Raw genomic sequence first — 21,643 nt, 5'->3', positions numbered from 1 at the left:
TATATATAGAATGCTTGAATTTCTTACATTTGCAAAGTCTTAGCAGCAGCTTCAGCGGTCAGCTTGGCGTGTTTGATACAGTCAGGCATACCGATGCCATCATAACCGGCACCAAATGCATATACACCGGGCATAACCGCACCAAGCTCATCCCGCAGTCTGGCAATATTGCCGGGATGCCCCACGGGGTACTGCGGCATGGAATGCTTCAGTCGGGTAATTTCAGTAAAAAGCGGATTGGCGGTGATGCCCATAATTTCTCGGACATCTTTGCGTACCAGTTCCTCAAGGGCATCATCCGGCAGCTCTACGTTCTGCTCGTCTCCCGACCGCCCCACATAGAAACGCAAGAGTACTTTATCCTCCGGACTGGAATGAAGCCATTTGGTCGATGTCCAAGTGCAGGCCGTAATGTTGCGTCCTTCCTTGCGGGGGACGAGAAACCCTGATCCATCATATTCCGTGGCCGTATCTTTTTTGGAAAAGGCCATTACTACATTGGCTACAGATACATAATTCACAGCGTCCAGTGCGGATACATCCACATGTGGACGCAGCAGATCCGCAGCGGCGAAATTCGGAACCGTGATGTAAATATCATCCGCCGCGATTCTTTCACCGTTATCAAGTTCAACTTCGTAACGCGGCTTGCCCTTATCCTTATTAGCTATATCATCAATGATAGAGGTTACGGTAACCCCCGTACGTTGCTCTACATCTTGGAGTTCATTCATTAGGGCGTGAACCAGACTTTGCAGGCCTTGGCGAAAGGTTAGGAATGCACTCTTTTTGGTTCCCGTATGAGTTTCAGCCGGCTTTCGCCCTGTAGTCATACCGCGAATAAGGCTTCCATATTTGCGCTCCACTTCACCAAATTGGGGGAAGGTAGCTTGCAGGCTAATCTTATTCATATCTCCGGCATAAATACCGGCTAGAAGCGGTTCAGTCATATTCTCCAGCACTTCCGTACCGAGCCGGCGTTCAATTAACTGCCCCAGCGATTCATCTTCCTCGCTTCTGCGTGGCGGGATAATATAATCCATCATCGCACGGACTTTTCCTCCAAAAGAGATCAATCCGCTCTGCAGAAAGGGTCTAATCTCTGTTGGAATACCCAGTACAAGACCGGCAGGCATAGGGTGAAGCTTGTTCCGCTGCAATATGTAGGTCTTCTTGGCATTGGGATTGGTTGTCACCAGTTCATGGTCCAATTCCAATTCCTTGGCTAAGTCAACCATCGCCGTTTTACGGGCTAGGAAGGAATCAGGACCCTTTTCAATGACAAAACCCTCACGGTGCAGCGTTTCAATTTTGCCTCCAAGCGTCTGATCTTTTTCCAATAAAATAATTTCCGGTTTAATTCCGGCCAACTTATAATATTTGCGGACATAGAAGGCGGCACTGAGGCCGCTCAACCCCCCGCCGACAATAATAACTCTTCTTGTTACCTCACTCATATCGAACCCGCCTGCATTTGATTGTACCGTGTACGCACCACACTGCTCAGCACAGACATATACGCAGGGTCACTGTTCAGCGATTCAATTCGCATTAAGCGCATGTCCAATTCCCGTGCGATAGTCTGAGCCTCAATATCCAGATCATATAGCACTTCCAGATGATCAGATACAAATCCGACAGGGGCTACCAGTACATCTTCAACCTGTTCTTTAGAAAGCTCACGAAGAGTATCCAGTACATCGGGTCCCAGCCACGGCTCAGCGGTACGGCCTGCGCTCTGCCAAGTGAACTGCCAGGAAGTGACTCCTGCCTGTTTGGCGACAGCCTCAGAAGTTTCGAGGAGTTGGTCACGGTAAGGATCGCCCATAGATAGTATACGTTCCGGCAGACTATGTGCACTGAACAGCACTCTAACCTCACTTCGTTTCGCTCCAGCTTCTTCAAATTGATCCAATCGGGCAGAGACCCGGCGGCTCAGCACATCGATGAGCTCAGGATGCAGATGGTAGTTATTTACGAATTCCATCCGAATGCCACATTCGTCTGCTTTTGCCTGTGCACGTTTGATATAGGTTCCTACACTCATGACTGAATAATGGGGAGCAAGAACGATTCCTACGGCCTCTGTAATACCATCCCTGGCCATGGCCTCCACACCGTCTTCAATGAAGGGGTGGGCATGCTTCAGTCCTTGGTAGCAGACAAATTGCACAGTTGTCTCTCCGTTGTCCTTATTAAGAGCAGCTCCCAAGGCCGCTACCTGTCGATCCGTATTCTCTCGAAGCGGGAAAACGCCTCCGACAATGGCTTCATAACGGTCTTTCAGTTCTTTAAGCTGCTCCGCAGAAGGCGGGTTGCCCCGCCGGATATGTGTATAATAAGCCTCCACGCCCTCTAAGCTCTCAGGAGTACCGTAGGACATGACAAGAACGCCTACTTTTGTTGTCACAGTTTCCATCCCCTTTTACAGTTAGTCTAGGTATGTTCAGGAACGTGCCTTCACGGATTCTTTCATAAGGTCTTTCGAGTATTCATGAATATATTCTGTTAATTCCCGCAGTTTTTCCAATGAAGCCTCAGGGAATAAACCATGGCCCAAATTGAACACATAGCCAGGTTCAAGTATGCCCTCATCAATCAATTGCTTGGCGCGGTCTTTGATAACATCCATTGGAGCAGTCAACAGATAAGGATCCAGATTACCTTGCATCGCAAACTTACCGCCTGTTCTACGGCGTCCCTCACTGATGCTGACACGCCAATCCAGCCCGATCACATCCGCTTGAAGGTTAGTAAGGGTAGGGAGAAGTTCCCCTGAACTTACGCCCGGGAAGTATATTTTGGGCACATCCAGATCTGATAATTCTCTAAAAATTCTTGAAATAGTCGGCAGGACATAGATTTCAAAATCCTTAGGGGCAAGCGCTCCCACCCAGCTGTCGAACAATTGAAAAGCCTTGCCTCCGCTGCGCACATGGCTGCGAAGATAGGTGATGACCATATCCCCAAGCTTTTCCATCAACATCTCCCACACACGGGGTTCACTGTACATAAGCGTCTTGGTCCGAATATAACTTTTGGAAGGACGTCCCTCAATGAGATAACTGGCAATTGTAAAAGGTGCACCTGCAAACGTAATGAGAGGCACATCTAATTCCTTGTCCAGAAGAGCAATCGTCTCCAAGATGTGGCTAAGATCGCCTTCAACATCAATGGGTCTTAGTTTCTCTACATCTGCGGCAGAACGAATCGGGTTATGTATAACCGGACCGATGTTTTTGACGATATCAAAATCAATTCCAATAGAAGCAACCGGATTCATGATATCTGAATACAAAATAGCTGCGTCCACGCCTAGCTTATGCACAGGCATCATGGTAATCTCAGCCGCCAACTCAGGCTGTTTGCATATTTCCAACAGGGTATACTTCTCCTTGATTGTACGGTAGTCGGGATCATAACGGCCGGCTTGCCGCATATACCAAACGGGAACATGCTCCGTATCCTGCTTGCGGCAGGCGCGGATAAAAGTGTCGTTGTAGGTCATGATAAGATCTCCATTAAATTTGATTAATTTCTTAATATATATTATGCCCCTTTTAAAAGTAAGTAACAACCGTCACACCCATGGAGGCCATGACAATCCTATGACAATACTATGATCTGTATTGCATTAGCCCCTTTAAAAATTATGATATACTGATAGAATGTCAATTTTTCGTGAATAATATGTCCACACATTCTCCAAGCTGAAGGGAAGTGAAAGCACTTTGAAGAAATGGGAGACTTGGAAGGTCAACCTCACGGTGCTTTGGTTTGGCCAATTTTTAGTGAATGCCGGTATGACTATGATTACCCCATTTTTGTCCCTTTATCTTGCAAAAGATCTGGGTGTACAGGGTGAACATGCGATCGGGATTTGGGCCGGATTGATTTTTGCGGCAAACTTCTTGACTTCATTTCTATTCCAGCCATTATGGGGTAAGCTTGCCGACAAATATGGTCGAAAAATCATGCTCCTGCGCTCCAGCTTTGGTATGGCGGTAGTTATTCTTCTTATGGGTTTTGCTCAGACACCGATGCAATTACTGCTGCTGCGTTTGTTAAATGGAACCATAGCCGGATTTAACCCCGCCTCGATTGCACTCATCTCAGGTACAACTCCGAAGTCTCGTATGGGCTTTGCCATGGGTCTAATGCAATCGGGCTCCGTAGCCGGTACAATCTTGGGACCGCTCATCGGCGGACTCCTGGCTGACTCCATCGGGTTTCGACCCATTTTTTATGTAGTGGGCGCCTTATTGTTCGCAGCCTCCCTGTTGGCGCTGTTCCTTGTAAAAGAGAAATTCGACCGTATCGAAGCTGCCCATGCGCCACAAGCGTCTGTAATGGCAGGTTTAAAGGAGCTGCTTAAGGTTCCCCAGCTTCCAGCATTATTCGGAGTAACCTTTCTGTTGCAGTTCGCAATGATCAGCCCCATGACGCTTCTCCCCCTCTATGTGGAGAAGCTGCACGGCTCAGCTGTGAATATCGCCTTCTGGGCCGGTATGGTTACTGCAGTTACAGGAATCTCAAATATGCTGGCATCTCCCGTTCTGGGTAAGCTAAGCGATAAGATTGGTGCTCATCGCATTTTGACCTTTGCCCTAATAGGCGCCTCTGTGTTCCTTATCCCCCAGGCCTTTGTCACCAGTGTATGGCAGCTAATTATTATCCGGTTCATGATGGGTGTCTTTATGGGAGGTCTGCTGCCCAGTGTGAATGCGCTAATCCGTTCCTATACGCCAGACGGCAAGGAAAGCCGTGCATTCGGCTTCAACAGCAGTACGCTTGCGCTAGGCAACATGTTGGGAGCGATTATCGGCGGTTTTTTGTCAGGCTATATCGGAATTGAAGGTTTATTCATTATCTCCGGTGTCTTATTGCTTATTAACACTATATGGGTACGCCTTAAACTATACCAAGAAACTACCCATCGCTCCTATCGATAACGCCACTCCAAACGTTCATAACAATCTAGTCGAACATATTTACTTAACCAATGCTAAGGCAAGCCCATCGTAGGCCGGCAGCAATGTACTTATTAGTCGGTCATCCTTAGCGATCATTTCATTAAATTGACGCACTGCCAGTATGGCGGGGCCGTTCCTGTCTGTATTTAGAGTACGGCCCCGCAGGAATATATTATCTCCAGCAATGATTGCACCGGGATTAGCCATCTGAATGGCATACTCAAGATAGTTCGGATAATTCATCTTGTCAGCATCGATGAAAAAGAAATCAAATTTCCGGCCTTCGGATTCCAGGATCTTCAGGCTATCCATTGCCGGTCCGATTCTGTACTCTACAGAATCTCCGAAGCCAGCCAGTTCCATATTTCGCCGGGCTACCGCAGCGTATTCAGGCTTAAGCTCCAGAGAGGTAAGCTTGCCTCCGTCCGTGAATCCACGGGACAGGCAAATGCCGCTGTATCCCCCAAGAGCACCAATTTCCAGTACGCTTGATGCGCGGGTGAGCTTAACAAGCATGGTCAATAGGCGGCCGTAGCCTGGTTCAACGGAGACTTCAGGCATACCATGAGCCGCTATCGATTGTTTCACTTGAAGCAGAATTTCGTCCTCTGTATAGAGTTGTTCACTATATTGTTCTTGGCTAAGCATGTAATATCTCCTTTTTTTATTCCTTTGGAGCCCACTTGGGTGCTCAAGAGGGGGATTTTCTGGGAATGTCGTACATTGTGAAGTTCACCGCATTCCCCTATACTTGATTGTACTGGCTTTATGTATTTATCTACAAGTAAAACGGAGTTGAGATCAATGAGCAAATTACAATTAATCGCTACTGCCCCTATGGGTTTGGAAGCTGTCGTAGCACGCGAATTAAACGAACTGGGTTATGAGACCACGATCGAGAACGGGCGAGTACTATTCAGCGGTGATTACATCGACATCTGCCGCTGTAATTTATGGCTGCGTACCTCGGACCGCGTACTAATTAAAATGGGGCAATTCCCCGCTAAAACCTTCGATGAACTGTTCGAAGGAGTAAAAGCACTGCCTTGGGCCGACTGGATACCTGAAAATGGTGAGTTCCCTGTGGAAGGCCGCTCGCACAAGTCCCAGCTGACAAGCGTACCTGCTTGTCAGGGAATTGTCAAAAAAGCGGTTGTCGAAAAGCTTAAGCTTTCCTATCAGACGGAATGGTTCCCTGAGGATGGCCCCCGTTATGTCATTGAAGTAATTCTACTGAATGACATCGCGCTAATCACCTTAGACACCACTGGGCCTGCACTCCACAAACGTGGTTACCGCAGACAATCGACTGAAGCGCCGTTGAAGGAAACCATGGCAGCTGCACTAATAAAGCTCAGCCGCTGGAACGGCCATCGCCCCTTGTACGATCCTTGTTGCGGTACGGGCACAATACTGATCGAAGCTGCTATGATTGCCTGGAACATTGCTCCTGGGCTGCGGCGCTCGTTCCCATCCGAACATTGGCCTGTCATTCCGCGCCGGCTGTGGGAGGACGCTCGCGAAGAAGCCTACGATGCTGTTCGCGATGATTATCCACTGCAGCTTGTTGGCAGCGATGTAGATCCTGAAGCTATCGAGCTTGCAGAAGCTGCTGCAAAGAGTGCTGGGTTATCGGGTGAGATTACCTTTAAGGTTATTGCAGCCGCCAAAGCCAGACCTGAAGGTGAGTATGGTTGTATTATAACCAATCCGCCTTATGGAGAACGCATTAGTAATGACAAGGAAGTGGAAAAGCTGACCCGCCAGTTTGGTGAAATGATGCTGTACCTTCCTTCATGGTCATTCTTCGCCATTAGCCCTTCGAAGGAATTCGAACAGTTCTACGGGCGGAAGGCTGATAAACGACGCAAATTGTACAACGGCCGTATTGAATGTCAGTTTTATCAATATTTAGGCCCACTTCCGCCTAGAAATCCGGAAAAAGATAATTCAGAACCCCATAGTTAATATTGAATCGGACATCCTCCTCTTTCGGGTTGGATGTTCTTTTTTTCGCTGTTACAGGTAGAATAAATGTAATAAAGACCCCGCCCACTTTCATTTTAGAAAGTGGGCGAAGCCTTTATTCCCTATCTTTTCCCATTATTATTGAGTACTATAATATATAAAAGAAATCGGTAATAGAAGGGAATGGCACTATTGAAAAGGGTTTACACTTGTAACACTTGTAGTGAATGCTCTCAAATTCTTGATAAAGTTTATGTATTATTCAAAGACCTACAAGTTCTCTTATACGATGATCGTATCTTAAATAACAAGAACAAAATATATTGCCTGAATCACTTTTTAGAAAAAAAATCATGTGCTGTCTGCGATACATCAATCACTGATGAAATAAACTTAACACCAAGACATGTTAAGGATAAATTATACGTCCTTGTATGTGATGAATGTCGTGATGATTTAGACTGGGTTCTCCCTTACGCGGAAGAAGAGAACTCCTAAATATTTTTGTGCCTAGATAAAGAATCCCTACTCTTGCTTTTACTAAATGGAAGCCACCAATTAAGACGTCCAAGTAATTTCATAGATAAAGGAACGACAATTGTACGTACGATCAAAGCATCAATGAGGATAGCAAAGGCAAGCCCCACACCCAGCTCCTGAACGATCTGAATATCGGCGAACATGAATACACCGAATACTGTAATCATAATCGCTGCTCCCCCGTTAATCATTCCTGCAGTTGCTACAAATCCATCCACAATACTTTCGTCATTATTACCGGTTCGTAAATAAGATTCCCGGATTCGCGATACAATGATCACTTCATAATCAATACTCAAACCGAACAAAATGCAGAATAATAAGATAGGCGTATTCACATTAAGGGCTTGAGGATGTGTTCCTGGCATATGACCGTTCTGAAACATGTATATGAGAAATCCGAGCGAACTAACGGTAACCAAGGTGTTCAAAACAATTGCCTTAAGCGGCAATAAGACAGAACGAAAAGCAACTAGTAATAGCAGAAAGGTAAGCGTAACGCTAACCAAAATGATTTTAGGAATCTGATGCATAATTTTATTATCATAATCTAGACCCATAGCGGTTTCTCCGCTTACGTATGTAACCAGCTTTTGATTGGAGCGCCTGGATAAGAGATCTCTGATTTCTACAACTAGGTCTCTAGCTTTTTCTGTATTCGGCGCAATCGATGGTACTACATATAGTAAGGTGCTTTTCTGATCACTGCTAACTAATGATTTAATTGAAGCTTGTACATTTGTTGGTAGTGCGTCAACCTTACTATACAATGCTTCATATTGTTCTACTGAATTGAACTGCTCATTTAGACTCGTTATTCCCATTACTTTCGATACATCACTCAGTGGTTCCACACTGCTTGCGATATCATAAATTTCCTGAAGTGAATCCTTATCGTATACGGAACCGTCCTGACTTTGCAGTAAGATGCGGATCGGAAATGTATTACCAATCCCAAAATCGCTCACCACAGCCTCCATTCCTAATTTCGCATCACTCCCGTCCGGCAATTCATTAAAGGCCGCTACAGGAACATGCATTTGAATCTGTGAAATGAAAGGTAAGAATATATTAACAAGCACTAACCCCAGAATTAGAAAGGAAATGGTTCGCTTCATCATAAAAGTAATGATCTTACGCCAAACATTGTTGTTGTTGCGCTTCAGCTTGAAGACTGGAATTTTGAGTAATTCAACATTTTTACCGAGTAAGAACAGTATGGCCGGTAATAAAGTGATTGCTGCAAAAATAGATACTAATACAACTACAAAGCCCCCTACAGCTACCGAACGAAACAACAGAGTATTCGGTAACAACAACGAAATTAAGCTGATTGCGATCGTTAATCCTGCAAAAAATACGGAGCGCCCTGACGATGCTACAGCATTCACAATTGCTAGGCTTTTATCCTGATGACTATCCATCTCCTCGCGGAACCGCTGTGTAATAAATAAGGCATAGTCAATGGCAACACCAAGCCCAAGCATAGTCACTATGCTGGTAAGTAGCGTTGAAAGTTGCATATAAGGAGTTAGAAAGTAAATGACAGCCATAGTTACCAAAATCGATATTACACCCATTAATAAAGGCAGAAGTGCTGCAACTGCTGAACGAAACACAAACAATAGCAGTAGAAACACAATAGGGAGTCCAATTCGTTCAACGTTGGTTACACTCTTAGTGCTGGCAGCATTAATATCATAATAGATACCCGGCCCGCCACTAATGAGTATATTGAAACCCTCCACTTCCGATTTCATATCTCTCAACTGCTGTTTAAAGCGATCTACGAACTTCATGGAATCGTTATCGCTTCCGTTCAAATTCAGATATACATACGCACGATGTTTTTCCGTTACAAAAGAGATATCATGAGCTGTGAATTCAACCAATTTGTCTTCTTTTGCTTGGTCCTCGATCTTTTGAATTATTGTAGAAAACGGTTGATTATTTTTATTTTTATTTTCCACAACCACAATAACCCTCTGAGCGCTAAGACCGGCAAATTGATTTTTGACAATACCATCGGCCACTCCTGATTCACTTTGAGGATCACTAAAGCCTCCGATACTCAATTCTTCTTTTAGTTTGGTACCAAATAGAAGGCTTAAGACAAGCAATACGGCCCATATGAGAATAACAGTCTTCGGATATACTGATGTGAATCTACCAATTCTATTAAACATTATTATTCTGCCTTTCTTGATAACGTATTCTTGATATGCATATCCTTGACGATATCTGCGAATATCCCGCCAATATGTTCGCCTGCCTTAAGTGCTACAGGACATGTCAATGATCCTAGATAATACTTGGGTTCCTGTAGATCAAACCAGTGGAATCCCATTTTTCGCAAACCTCTCAGAACTCGACTATCCAAGCTGGCTACTGCAAAATCGTTAATCAGGGCATCTTTAAAAAGCTCTCGGAATAACATCATGATCCCCTTCGTTGTATTCACTGTCACCGCGAAACGAGCGATTTCATAAATTCTATCGATCGGTTGATGTCTATGGGTCCAGGGTGAAAGCTGAATCCCAAATTCCCGTTCAAGTGGCAGTTCACAATCTGTCAGCTTCATGATCGTCCGTATAGATCCCACACATGTATTTCTATCATCTACTAATGAATAAATTGTCGTTACCGGCGCTAATATTCGGTCTTCTTCTAACATTTGCTCTAATACTTCTGAATATGAGGTTTCAAAATGATAATCTTTATGACCATAGTAAATGCCCGCCACATATTCCGTTTGTTCTGGACGATAACATCCTCTGCTAATCTCGATCGTGAGATCACCATGCTGCACTCTCTCCAGTGAAAGTCCATCACGACAAATTAGCTCTCTTTCTTGAACTGCTTTTTTTATTAGTAAAGACACTTTATTCACTCCTTATGAAGTCCTTGACAGGTTTTCGTGCTTCTCAAGAGAGAGGAGTCTGCTGTTGCTGTATACATAGGTAACTCCATTAATTTCGATATGCTCGTTCTCCTTTTTGATGTATGAATCTTTTAGGATTTCAATAATTTTGGTTACGGTGGCACTGGTCATGTTCTTGGCTCCTGCACGAATAGCAGTGGCTGAGACATTGTCTTTACGAACAATTGCGTAAGGCCAAACACCGATCGACTCGTCATAGATGGCACGAACAAGCATCCCCCCATGATCACTGCCGTGCAACCCGTGAATACGCTCACCAGGATGCATCTCTTTGATCTTGTTTATAACAGCATAAAAACCATCTGCTTCATACTCATTTGGATAATAAACCACCTCAACCTGATCGTTCATGTCCCAATCATCCACACTTGCTTTGAGCATAGCTAACCGATTTTCAACTTCATAAAATTTATTCCCTGTTGGAAAATAATCAATATGCGCGTCTGCTTTTTCAGTCCGTTCATATATCCGAATACCATTCTCCATCTTGGCGATACGAATAATTCCATTATGTAATAATTTCCCATGCATACGAGGGACAACTGTAGGATGAATATATACCTTCGTAAGCTTACGTTCCTCAATGAATCGCTGAATGATTAACATATGTGTTTTGTGGACTGGATTGAATGTGCCAAAAAATACGCCGATCCCGCCTTTTGGAGCAACTATACACATCACATCGGTGATAAGACTATATAAAGAACCGATAAAACCAAGTACAACGCCCATCACAATAAAAACATACTGAATCCAAACGATTCCCATCGATGCCAATGCACTGATAATTACATTCGAGCCTAATGCAAACGTAACATTCTTATAGTGATTACCATAATCCCGATTTGCCAGTGAGATCGCCAAGTACTGCATACCTTGAGAAGAGAAAGTAGTCAGAGCCACTGCCCCGAATAAACCTCCAATGATATCCAGATCTTCACTCTTAATAATATTTCCTTTCAGCAGCATATAAAGGATAGCCATATTGAAACCATATTGCCAGACAAAACGAATGAATTTACCGATAAACATCTTGCCCGTGTTAAGTACACCATAACGCTCGAACCATTCACTTATTTTAGTATAGTAGGGTAGAAAAGCAGCAACTACGAGCGCAACCGTAATAAGATATGGACTACTCCACCTATTGCTTGCTAATGCATATGTTACATACATGGCCCCCCCTAAAATAATTGCGAGTCTTGTATAAAAACTCTTCATATAAGCTAAAAATGTGCCCACTCCCACAACTCCCTTTCAAATATATTTAACTTACTTTAATCCAAAGACCTTGATCGACTACATTAAACCCCATGCCGGTAACCTGATCCTCAGTTGTTGTATAATGGGAAAAATCATTGATATGAATTGGAATTACAGTTGAAGGCTTCAACTGTTCCACCATCCTGTTAAGCATCACAACGGACATTGTTAAAGGGCCTCCGAATTTATCAGGGGAAACTTCTCCGAGATTAGCAATCATCAAGTCTATGGGCCCAAGTTCGCTGACCATGTTCACAATCCGAGGATGAAATACAGTATCTGAAGTTATGTATATCGTGCGTTTCTCTTCGCCTTTGGTTATCCGTATGAAGTAACCGTTCACTCTGCCTACCATACTGCGCATAATAAAGTTATTCCCGTGATATGCCGGTATTGTAGTTACCTCAATGACATATCCGTCTTTATTCAATACCTTCGTATCATTCCAATCCACAGTTAGCACTTCCTTGTGATTGGCAAATAGCGCTTCTGCTTTCTTATGCGTGACTATAGTCGAGTCTTCTGCGATACTCCGAATGCCACTATCATCAATGTGATCTTCGTGAACATGTGTAATTAGCCAAATATTGACCTGATCCAATAGTTCTTGTTCATAGATAGGCGGTCTGACTCGAACACTTGTAAAAGACTTGAACTGATATTCTGTACCTACAGGACTTAATGCAGGATCGCAGGATATGAGTAGATCTTGATCCATTTTCAGAACAAAACAAGCCCCTCCGACGTGATAAAATTGCATTTCCATACTTGTGTCATCCCTTCTGAGCTCAGCTTAATTTCTATATATAATATATATCTAAATATGGATAAATAACGGGAATTGTCTTCAATAGAAGGAAAATCGCCCTAAACGGTCGAAAGTTGTAACATTGAGGTAATAATGTTTGAAAAGGGGACCAGAAATGAGTAAATATACCTGCATTATTGCTGAGGATCAGTCAACTTACCGAAGCCAACTAATGCTTTATGCCCAGCAGCAAGAATTAGTACTTATGGATGCCGTAGGAACGGGTAAGGCTCTGATAGAAAGTGCAATGGAACATGGACCGGATTTAATCATTACAGATATAAGCTTGCCAAAAATGGATGGTCTGACAGCCTGCAAACAACTTATAAAGCAAGGATTGGATACGCAGATTATAATCATTTCTGCCTCATCCGAACCGGTTCATTACAGTCAGGGATTTGAGATAGGATCTGTTGATTACATCAATAAACCTATTACTCCGGATCGCTTTGAACGCGCCATTCAGCGTGCTAAATATAAAATAGATGAGCAACGTCTGATCAAACGACTTCGGCATGTTGAAGAAAATATAATCCGTGTCAAACAAAGGTACAGAGATATTAGCATTAACGAAGGGAATATCCTGTTCGCAGAAAAAATAGACAAGAGGGTGTTTCAGTTACATTTGGTAGAGAATACGGTTATTGAAACAACTACTAATCTGGAACAAATTAAGTACCAGTGCTCTGAACAAATCTTCCAGCCCCATCGGAGCTATCTGATCAATATTTCTCACATCCAGACGGTTCAGCCTGATCCGATTCTTCCAGGTAATTATGAAATTATTTATATGAAACAAGATAAGACGATACCGCTTACTAGGCGAAACTACCCTGCCTTTATGCAGTTGTGCAAACTTAAGAAAAGACCGTAGTTATATTTATATAAAAAAAAGAGCATAGACCGTTTAGGCGGTCGATATGCTCCTCTTGATTTAACTGATATTCCGTAAGTTGTCTGCGTAACACGGAATTTCAATGTGTAATTGAGAACTTTGTCCAGTTGCAAAGGTTGCCCGAATGGAACCTCCCACAGTGATTAGCGCATCTCTTGCTGCAGCCAACCCCATCCCGTGTCCCGAAAATTCCGTTACGATTGTACTGGTGGTTAACCCTTCTGTAAATATCCAATCCACAACCTCCTCTTCGCTCAGTTCATGAATTTGGTGTTCTGAAGTAATCTTACGTTGCACCATAAGTCTTCGAATGGCTTTCGTATCCATTCCGCGACCATCATCTTGTACACATAATGCCAAATATCCGGGCTTTAAAGATTGTCCCAGCTTGAATTCTATAGTACCCATTGAACTTTTACCGACACGGGAACGTTCATTGGGCAATTCGATTCCATGTTCGATAGCATTGTGTAAAAGGTGAATTAAAACCTCACTTAACACCTGAGTTGCTGTGGAATCCAATGTTATATCCGTCTCTTCCAACGGCAGCAATTGAATGATTTTACCTCTTCTTTCTGCTAACATCATTACATATTCCTTGTATCCAAGAACAAGCGTATGGAGAGGTTGGGATTTCAATCTTCTCATTTCTTCCAGCAGCCAAGCAGCCTGATTAGAGGGAAGCCTCTTCATTACCTGCCTCTCGAGATGTTCGAACTTTACACGATTAATATCAAGCGTCTTTTCTTTTTCAACAAACCATTCACCTAACATAGTTTGGATCCAAGTGAATTCTTCATTCGCCATATGCAATAGTTTTAGGGACTATGCATTGGATCGATATCCGTTTTTTTGTTTCTTAGAACTATGTATCTGTTGATAACAATAAGATTCCATCTCATTTAAATATGCTGAGATACACTCCATATGTAAGAATGTGAAATTCCCTTTTAAGGAATGAATCCGCTTGTACAGACCTTTCACCTCTGAATCAGACGATCCTTCATTCAAAGTCTGGAAATCTAGAAGTATTTGTTCATATTGGCCCATAATCTCCACTACTAAATAGGGACGTGACGACACTTGAGTCATTATTTTCAGTGCGTTCTGCTCATGTTCCAACTGGTGGGATAATTGCTTTTGTTCGGTTATATTCGTTAGAACAATCATACATCTTCTTGCCCTGTCTTTCATTTCACGTATATAAAATCTATAATCAATTCGATACACTTCTTCTTCAAGACGGGTCTCCTGGGGTAGCAAGTCAATGAAAGGGCTCATATCCTCCAAAGATTGACCTGAGGAAAACAGCCGCTGAAGAAGCCACTCAAGCTTGTTGCGCTGCTCCAAATCCATTGGAAATAATAACTCCGTCACATCAGAACCCGCTATATTGATATCAAATATTCGAGTACATTCCGCGCTGAATTCTTCGTCAACCCTTAGACTGGCATTAAACGATAAGAACCCTTGACCTGCATAGTCTAGTAAGTTCTTAATCGCCCCTGTCCGTTCCCGTACCGTCTGTTCTATAATTTTATTGAACCCCGTTAGCTTAATATGCATCTTGATGCGGGATAGCAGTTCATTCTTGGAAAAAGGTTTAATTAAATAATCATTAGCACCCAGATTAAAGCCCGCTACCAAGTCTTGCTCCATATCCCTAGCGGTAAGTAATATAATTGGAAGCTCGTGTATGGCATAGGTTTTGCGGATTTCTTTAATCACCTGAAAGCCGGACATATTGGGCATCATCACATCTAGAAGAATTAGATCTGGTTCTAATCCTCTCTCTAATATTTCTAAAGCCTCCATTCCGCTGCAAGCATGCATAACAGTATAATTCTCAAATGATAGATAGTTAAAAAGCACTTGTATGTTAACCATTTCATCATCGACAACCAGAATATACAAATCTTTTTCTATTTCATTTTCCTCGGAAGTCGAATGGGAAAGTGCCGTTGTGATAAATGGTTCAAGCTGGTTGGAATGATAAGGAATGGATTCTTTGAACAAGGGGACAAATGCGGATGCACCGTCTTCAGATTGGGTCTCTTCATCAACCGATTCATCATTGATATATACAGGAAGTGTGAAAGTGAAGATTGAACCCACACCCACTTTGGATGTTAATCCAATACTCCCACCATGTAATTCAATTAGTTGCTTACTGATGGACAATCCAAGCCCTGTTCCACCGAACTGATAGGAGATAGATTCATCCTCTTGCTGAAAGGGATCAAATATTACCTCCCATTTGTCCTGCTGAATGCCTATTCCTGTATCCGACACAGAAATTTCCATCCAGTCTCCGTTAATCCTAGTATTCACTTGGATGCATCCGGACTCCGTGAATTTAATAGCATTACCAATTAAGTTATATAAGATTTGCTGTACCCTATTGTCATCTGCTCTAACAAGCGGCAAATTGCTACTTGCTTCATTAATGAACACCAAAGACTTCGTGCCTACTAACGACTTACATATACTAATAACAAGATCAATCTCATCTTTCATTCTAACGGGTTTGAACTGCAGCAGTACTTCATTATAACGAAGCTTAGTAAAATCAAGAATATCGTTGACCATTTTGGTCAGCCGTTTTCCGCTAAGTATTATCCAAGCTAAGTTATTGCTGATTTCCTTATTAACAGGTCCACAAACCCCATCCATAAGGGATTCAGAAATACCAACCATACCGTTAAGAGGGGTACGTAGTTCATGAGAGGTACGAGCAAGAAACTCATCTTTCATTTTGTTCATTTGTAAAAGCATTTCATTTTGCTTCTTCAGCTTATTTAAGTAGAGTTTATTATGCTCATATACTTCCTGAAATCTTCCTAACATAATGAGACCAAAAGTAATGACAAGGCAAAACAGCGCCCACTCAATCGATGAAGTCATTAAACTCTCGCCAAAAGGTAATAGATCCGATGGAATAGAGATGAAAGACCACATAAATTCTGCAATACGGCCCTTTATACAAATTAAGGTGAATAATAATATACCGATATATAAAACCCTGTGCTCTTTTTGGTTGTTCTTATGTAAATAATGAAACAAAATAGGCATTACGATTGCGAAGCATAGAAGTATGAACAAAGAATCGATATCGTAAACTTTATAATGAATTAAGTACTTAGGGTTTATACAAGAGACCATTATAACTGCGATAAATATCAGAAGACTGATTCGTTTAAGCCAGCAGATAACTTTACGATAAGGTCCCTCATAAATATATTCAATAAATTGCAAAAATAAAAACATGATGCTGAATACCGCAATGATGTTTAAGTAGTAATCAAAAAATGGTAAATTCCAAATAAACTTTGATTGCACTTGCTGAGTGATAATGATTGCACTCGAGCTCATGGCGAACATGGAAAAGTATAAAAATCCACGCTCCCTCCGATTCTTCCAATATAAAAGCATGGACAGCATACTTAGAAACATAAAAATAATACTAATTATATACTTGTGAGCATCAGCAAGAATAAGACCAAGAATGATACTTTCCCCATTACCAAATAACATTGTTGAACTGAGGCCTATCGGATCATATGTAGAATAGATACGGAAATATATAGTTTTACCCATCATTTCCTGCGGGATCGAAATAAAATGTGATGGATAAGCCATTAATTTATCAGGATGATCCCAATCTCCAAATTGATGGAAAAGCTGATGATCAACATATATTTCAAAAATATCGAGTGAACGGTACAGAAATAAATGCGGATTTTCCCAATCCCCTTTAGGAAGCTTGATCTTCATCCATACATAATTTCTGCCTTGGCGCTCTTTTGCGGATAATTTATCGGTCGTTTTACGATTCCAATCCTTCGATTGTTCTTCAACGGTCCAGTTGGGTTCCCCTTGCTCATTAAATGTCGAATCACCAAATCGGTATTGAAACCCTTTATTTAGATTTACGTATGGCTTGGAATTATCTTGATGATACATGAGAAGATAAATGGAGCTGTCTAACAAGATAACAGCAAAAAAACAAATTGCAATAAATAGGTACATCTTCTGCTTATCCAACCACACGCCCCCATAGTTACAATATTTCTCACAAAACCCATCTTGAATAATGTAAAGATAATATTAACATATATTCAGAATTAGCCTGTGACAAAATACTCTTATAATCTGCGATTTGGTTTCAATCTGTATACCCTTCCACAACAAAAAGGCACCATGCAAAGTAAAATCTTTGCATCGGTGCCTTTTCTTATCCATACTTCCTATAATCATTCCTGAACAGCGGGCTGCTTAACGAAGGGTTCTGCCTTCTTTAGCACTTCATCTTCAGTTGGAGCACTGATATACCGACCATTGATATAGACAAATGGCCGTTTACCGCAAGGACCGCAATAGGATATGCAGCCGGTCTTGATCTCCGCATCAGGGGCCATCTTACGCAGCTTTGGCAGTATAGTTTTCATCTTGATGTGATTGCATTCGTCGCAAATACGTATATCGTTAGCCATGGTGCAAACCTTCTTTATGCCTTAGATTCTTGGGCTGACCTTAATGGTCGCCATGATTTCCTTTGGACGGATTCGTAATTACAAAACCTTCTTTAGGAAAGTACAAATAATCAATCTTGACTCCGTCTAGTAACGGTTGGCCGGGTTCCAGAATAACGTCAATTTCCTTATCTGTAGAAACTACAACGTCATTCTCCTTAGGCGTGTCCAAATCAAGTCCGTAGTGAGCATGGTCGCCATGAGCATGTGTAATAGCGACACGCAATTTAAGTTCGCTGTTTCCTTCCAACTCCATTTGTTTCTTTATCACTTTAGCCGCATTGCGGGTAATTTTAACGTTCATGTTCAGCCCATCTCCCGACACCTATATAATTTAAATACTCAATAATTTATTTTAAAGGAAAGCAACTTGTAAAAGCAACTATTTTATATCCGCTACCTAACGTTTAATCTTCAGAACCGGGTACTTACGCTCCATTCTGGAAACAAACCAGCCCGCCAGCAACATCGTAACCCCGATATCATCGATCGGCATAAATGGAAGAACATCAGGCATTACCCAATATACAATGACCGGTATGGTGAATAACAGCTTGTCCCCTACAGCGACCTCCGGTGAAACAATGTATTGCCAGGAATTGCGGAATATATGGGACCATTGCTTCAAAGACAGCAGTTTTTTAAGTTTCATGGTGGTCCTCCTCGTGCTGTTTTGTATAGTATGCCTAGTTATCTAAAAAAAGGTACAGCTGCGTATGACATATAGTAATGACTGCGGCCATACCTTTTGCTATATAGTACGCAAAATTACTGAAATTGTTTCATTTAACTTTCACAATCGACAGAAGAGCTCCAATAATAAGTCCGGTTTCGAGTGCCATATCTTCAAAGTCAGCTAGCGGCAGCGGGTTTTTGCCCATGCCCAGCTCAACTGTAAATCCCGGCTTGCGAAATTGTTGAATGAACCAATCTTTGAAGCCCGCATCACTTCCCGTTAATTCAACAGCCCGATATCCACAGGCCGATGCCAACCTGGCTGCTAGCTCTGCACTCTCCTGCGGCTCATACCCGCGGTAATTCCAATAAATTTCTCCGCCTTGACTATGCAGCGACACAGCTGCGTCTCCCGGTATCCTCTCCGCAAGGGCAGCAAGAGCAGCGGCTTCCGGTTCACATAACGGAGCATGGCCGCTGTAGTCACGAGGTGCGGGGCCCGTCACCCCTCGGCGTGCGGCCTCCTCTTCCCAATGTGCCGGGAATTGGTCACCTAAATCCACTCCGCGGATATTTGCCTTCCAATGCCGATAGCCCCGGCGGCCTCCGTTCCATTTGAGCAGATCGTTCAAATATAAATGATCGGGACCGGCTCCCTCCTGTACCAGTTCTACACCGTCCGGATTCGCCATGGGGATGGCCCAAAGGGTCCAGTTATTGAACCAATCCTGCACATGATGTCCATTCCAGAGTCCTCCACCGGCATAGGCAGCGGCATACTCCTCTATGAAAGACATTAGACAAGGTGATGTCAGCCATTCATTGGCATGTAGGGCGGCGTTAACATGCAGATGACGGGCTCCTCGGCCTATCTTAATGAGATACAGCGGTTTCCCCATAACGCTGCAGCCGATAGTGTCTTTCTCCAGGAAGGGATATTTGTCCAGGAGTGCCGCAATATCTTCTTCCACGTGAGTTGGACCGTATTCTCCACGTAAAACAACTACACGATTAGGCTTGGGTGTTGGGATGACCACTACTTTTCCAGGATGGAAATGTCCAGATAGAATTCCCGGATTCAGTTTTTCAAGTTCCTCTACACAAATATTGAACAAGGCAGATACCTTTTCTGCGTTATCGCCAGCCTGTAGAGCGTATCGACTTCGCGGAGCAGAGGGTAAATATATGATTTGTCCCGGATGCAAATAAGCTTGCTTCACTACCCATGGATTTCCTTGAATAACATGCTCAGGGGTCAGTCCATAGGCCGCGGCAATCCGACTTACGGTATCTCCTTTATGTGTAACATATTGCAGCATCAATCTCATCCCCCTATGAAAATTACCGTATTTAATCTATTGTATGCGCTCTCTGCTGAGCTTAGCAGATTCCAATCTGCAGGAAATTGGCGTAGGCTAGAAAATAAAAAAAGGAGGTATCTCTCGAGCCATGTAAATGGCTGCCGGAGTACCTTCCTTTTTTATCCATATAGAGAGTTGTCCTGAACGGATACGGGATGATAAGAATTATAAAGATGATACCTGCCACACAACGGGAGTACGCTTGATTTGCTCCCCGAGCCAATCGCGGGCGATTTTTTGAAACATTTCAGCATCTCCACTGCAGAAGAACTGGTGTATCGGACTTTCACTGCCGCTAGCCAGCTTTCCTTTTTCATATAGAATCGTGCTAATCTCCCTTGCTGTCTCATCAGCGGAGCTAATGAGTTTGACACGGTTTCCCATCACCTTCCCTATGGACGACATGAGGAATGGATAATGAGTACAGCCAAGAATTAAGGTGTCAATATTATCGTCTTTAATGCCTTCGAGCGATCGCTCCACAACCTCATAACTTTCCTCCGAGCGGAACATACCCTGTTCAACTAAAGGGACAAGCATTGGGCATGCCTGACTAACCACTTGAACAAAAGGAGATAGCTGTTGAAGCGCCACTGTATAAGCCCCGCTGCTTATCGTTCCAACCGTACCAATCACGCCTACCTGTCCGCTTTGTGTGGCACTGATTGCAGCTCTCGCACCGGGATGAATCACACCTATAACGGGAATCGATACCTTGGCCGAAATATAATCGAGCGCTGCCGCCGTTGCAGTATTACAGGCGATAACAATCATTTTGGGATTAAATTGAATGAGATAATCGACGATTTGCTCCGTGAACCTTTTCACTTCTTCGGTTGAACGGGGTCCGTAGGGCGCGCGGGCAGTGTCTCCGAAATAAATGATCTTCTCCCGCGGGAGCTGCCTCATCACTTCCTTGACAACAGTCAGCCCTCCAACACCTGAATCTAGTATTGCAATAGCTTGCTGCACGAACACACCGCTTCCTTCTACTTGTTTTGTGTAGCTTATGTAAGGCGGAAACAAAGTGTACCTGACTTTCTGCCCCAATTGCAGATATTACTCCTTTTACATCTTCAGTTCAAGACAAGTTTCAGTAAAAAAAGCCGTTCTTCGCCAATAAGCGAAAAACGGCACCGGCTAACAGTTACAATTCTCTACTCGATCTTGCTGCTATCTACGTCCTTTATTCCTGCATTCGCAACAACAGCATCGACTTCATCAGTTACAGCATCTACATTAACTGCATCTACTACAGCATCAACATTAACTGCATCTACTACAGCATCAACATTAACATCGCCGGCAATTTCACCGTCTGTGATGCCGCTGACCCCCACGATTTCCTCAGTCTCTGAACCTAGACGTTGTTTACCCCACTCACGGACCTCTACAACAACATCCTTAGCCTTGTCATACAACTCTACACTCTTGTCACCGGCTTGGGATGCTATTTCCTGAGCTTTCTCCAGTGTTGTCGCTGTTCCATCCGAAATATCCTTACGAAGTTCTTTTCCAGCCTTGGGTGCAAATAGCAATGCTGCTACAGAGCCCACAACACTTCCGACCACAACGCCCCACAATACGTTTTTCTTGTTATTCTTCATCTGTTCATCTCTCCTTCATCTTTACTGTACCCCATTTGGGGAAAGCGAGAAAACGGTTCGGCACTTTCGGCCCTAAGTAG

The 21,643-nt window shown here is 43.1% G+C and carries 19 protein-coding genes; 3 read left to right on the top strand and 16 right to left on the bottom strand.

Annotation, left to right across the window (positions count from 1 at the left end; all coding sequences use genetic code 11):
- Positions 1–23: 23 nt before the first annotated feature.
- Genes hemG through hemE form a run of 3 tightly spaced genes read right to left on the bottom strand, consistent with a single transcriptional unit; the run spans position 24 to position 3,508 of the window.
- Complete coding sequence (gene hemG, locus PWYN_RS16555) at positions 24–1,457, bottom strand: protoporphyrinogen oxidase (RefSeq protein ID WP_036654302.1); 1,434 nt, start codon at positions 1,455–1,457, stop codon at positions 24–26.
- Positions 1,454–2,410, bottom strand: coding sequence for a ferrochelatase (gene hemH, locus PWYN_RS16550; protein WP_157261199.1), 957 nt, complete (start codon positions 2,408–2,410; stop codon positions 1,454–1,456). The genes hemG and hemH overlap by 4 nt, the downstream gene beginning before the upstream one ends.
- A 36-nt stretch (positions 2,411–2,446) precedes the next feature.
- Positions 2,447–3,508 carry a uroporphyrinogen decarboxylase gene (hemE, locus tag PWYN_RS16545; protein WP_036654296.1) on the bottom strand — a complete coding sequence of 354 codons (1,062 nt, stop codon included), beginning with the start codon at positions 3,506–3,508 and terminating at the stop codon, positions 2,447–2,449.
- Positions 3,509–3,731: 223 nt separating this feature from the next.
- Between hemE and PWYN_RS16540 the strand changes: the two genes are divergently transcribed.
- On the top strand, positions 3,732–4,952 hold the full coding sequence (locus tag PWYN_RS16540) for an MFS transporter (RefSeq protein ID WP_036654292.1): 1,221 nt from the start codon (positions 3,732–3,734) through the stop codon (positions 4,950–4,952).
- A gap of 39 nt (positions 4,953–4,991) precedes the next feature.
- On the opposite strand, the gene PWYN_RS16535 is transcribed toward PWYN_RS16540, so the two are convergent.
- A complete protein-coding gene (locus PWYN_RS16535; protein ID WP_036654289.1) occupies positions 4,992–5,621 on the bottom strand; it encodes an O-methyltransferase in 630 nt (209 codons plus the stop codon).
- Positions 5,622–5,777: 156 nt separating this feature from the next.
- On the opposite strand from PWYN_RS16535, the gene PWYN_RS16530 reads away from it, so the two are divergent.
- A complete protein-coding gene (locus tag PWYN_RS16530; protein ID WP_036654286.1) occupies positions 5,778–6,941 on the top strand; it encodes a THUMP domain-containing class I SAM-dependent RNA methyltransferase in 1,164 nt (387 codons plus the stop codon).
- 494 nt (positions 6,942–7,435) lie between these two features.
- On the opposite strand, the gene PWYN_RS16520 is transcribed toward PWYN_RS16530, so the two are convergent.
- The 4 genes from PWYN_RS16520 to PWYN_RS16505 form a co-directional block, all read right to left on the bottom strand.
- The gene (locus PWYN_RS16520) at positions 7,436–9,667 is read right to left on the bottom strand and encodes an MMPL family transporter (protein ID WP_036654282.1); all 2,232 of its coding nucleotides are present in this window, start codon (positions 9,665–9,667) and stop codon (positions 7,436–7,438) included.
- 2 nt (positions 9,668–9,669) lie between these two features.
- Positions 9,670–10,362, bottom strand: a complete 693-nt coding sequence (locus PWYN_RS16515; RefSeq protein ID WP_036654279.1) for a hypothetical protein — start codon at positions 10,360–10,362, stop codon at positions 9,670–9,672.
- 12 nt (positions 10,363–10,374) lie between these two features.
- Entirely contained in the window at positions 10,375–11,598 is a 1,224-nt protein-coding gene (locus PWYN_RS16510) for a nucleotidyl transferase family protein (RefSeq protein ID WP_205622769.1), read from the bottom strand.
- A gap of 91 nt (positions 11,599–11,689) precedes the next feature.
- A complete protein-coding gene (locus PWYN_RS16505; RefSeq protein ID WP_052088045.1) occupies positions 11,690–12,451 on the bottom strand; it encodes an MBL fold metallo-hydrolase in 762 nt (253 codons plus the stop codon).
- Positions 12,452–12,608: 157 nt separating this feature from the next.
- Between PWYN_RS16505 and PWYN_RS16500 the strand changes: the two genes are divergently transcribed.
- A complete protein-coding gene (locus PWYN_RS16500; protein WP_036654277.1) occupies positions 12,609–13,367 on the top strand; it encodes a LytR/AlgR family response regulator transcription factor in 759 nt (252 codons plus the stop codon).
- A 60-nt stretch (positions 13,368–13,427) separates the two neighbouring features.
- On the opposite strand, the gene PWYN_RS16495 is transcribed toward PWYN_RS16500, so the two are convergent.
- The 8 genes from PWYN_RS16495 to PWYN_RS16460 form a co-directional block, all read right to left on the bottom strand.
- The gene (locus PWYN_RS16495; RefSeq protein ID WP_169744126.1) at positions 13,428–14,081 is read right to left on the bottom strand and encodes an ATP-binding protein; all 654 of its coding nucleotides are present in this window, start codon (positions 14,079–14,081) and stop codon (positions 13,428–13,430) included.
- 132 nt (positions 14,082–14,213) lie between these two features.
- Positions 14,214–17,432 (bottom strand): ATP-binding protein, encoded by a 3,219-nt coding sequence (locus tag PWYN_RS28200; protein WP_052088044.1) that lies wholly within the window; start codon positions 17,430–17,432, stop codon positions 14,214–14,216.
- Positions 17,433–17,641: 209 nt separating this feature from the next.
- Positions 17,642–17,881: a YuzB family protein gene (locus PWYN_RS16485; RefSeq protein ID WP_036654274.1), complete on the bottom strand. Its 240-nt coding sequence runs from the start codon at positions 17,879–17,881 to the stop codon at positions 17,642–17,644.
- A gap of 40 nt (positions 17,882–17,921) precedes the next feature.
- Positions 17,922–18,224 (bottom strand): HesB/IscA family protein, encoded by a 303-nt coding sequence (locus tag PWYN_RS16480; protein ID WP_036654272.1) that lies wholly within the window; start codon positions 18,222–18,224, stop codon positions 17,922–17,924.
- A gap of 96 nt (positions 18,225–18,320) precedes the next feature.
- Positions 18,321–18,572, bottom strand: coding sequence for a hypothetical protein (locus PWYN_RS16475; protein ID WP_036654270.1), 252 nt, complete (start codon positions 18,570–18,572; stop codon positions 18,321–18,323).
- A 130-nt stretch (positions 18,573–18,702) separates the two neighbouring features.
- Positions 18,703–19,914: a M14 family metallopeptidase gene (locus tag PWYN_RS16470; protein ID WP_036654269.1), complete on the bottom strand. Its 1,212-nt coding sequence runs from the start codon at positions 19,912–19,914 to the stop codon at positions 18,703–18,705.
- 207 nt (positions 19,915–20,121) lie between these two features.
- Complete coding sequence (racE, locus tag PWYN_RS16465) at positions 20,122–20,928, bottom strand: glutamate racemase (RefSeq protein WP_036658720.1); 807 nt, start codon at positions 20,926–20,928, stop codon at positions 20,122–20,124.
- 185 nt (positions 20,929–21,113) lie between these two features.
- On the bottom strand, positions 21,114–21,563 hold the full coding sequence (locus PWYN_RS16460) for a YtxH domain-containing protein (protein WP_052088043.1): 450 nt from the start codon (positions 21,561–21,563) through the stop codon (positions 21,114–21,116).
- Positions 21,564–21,643: the final 80 nt, after the last annotated feature.

The sequence above is a fragment of the Paenibacillus wynnii genome, assembly GCF_000757885.1.
GTDB lineage: Bacteria > Bacillota > Bacilli > Paenibacillales > Paenibacillaceae > Paenibacillus_AQ > Paenibacillus_AQ wynnii.
Note: the sequence above shows the minus strand (reverse complement) of the source record. Positions and strands in the feature narration are given on the sequence as shown.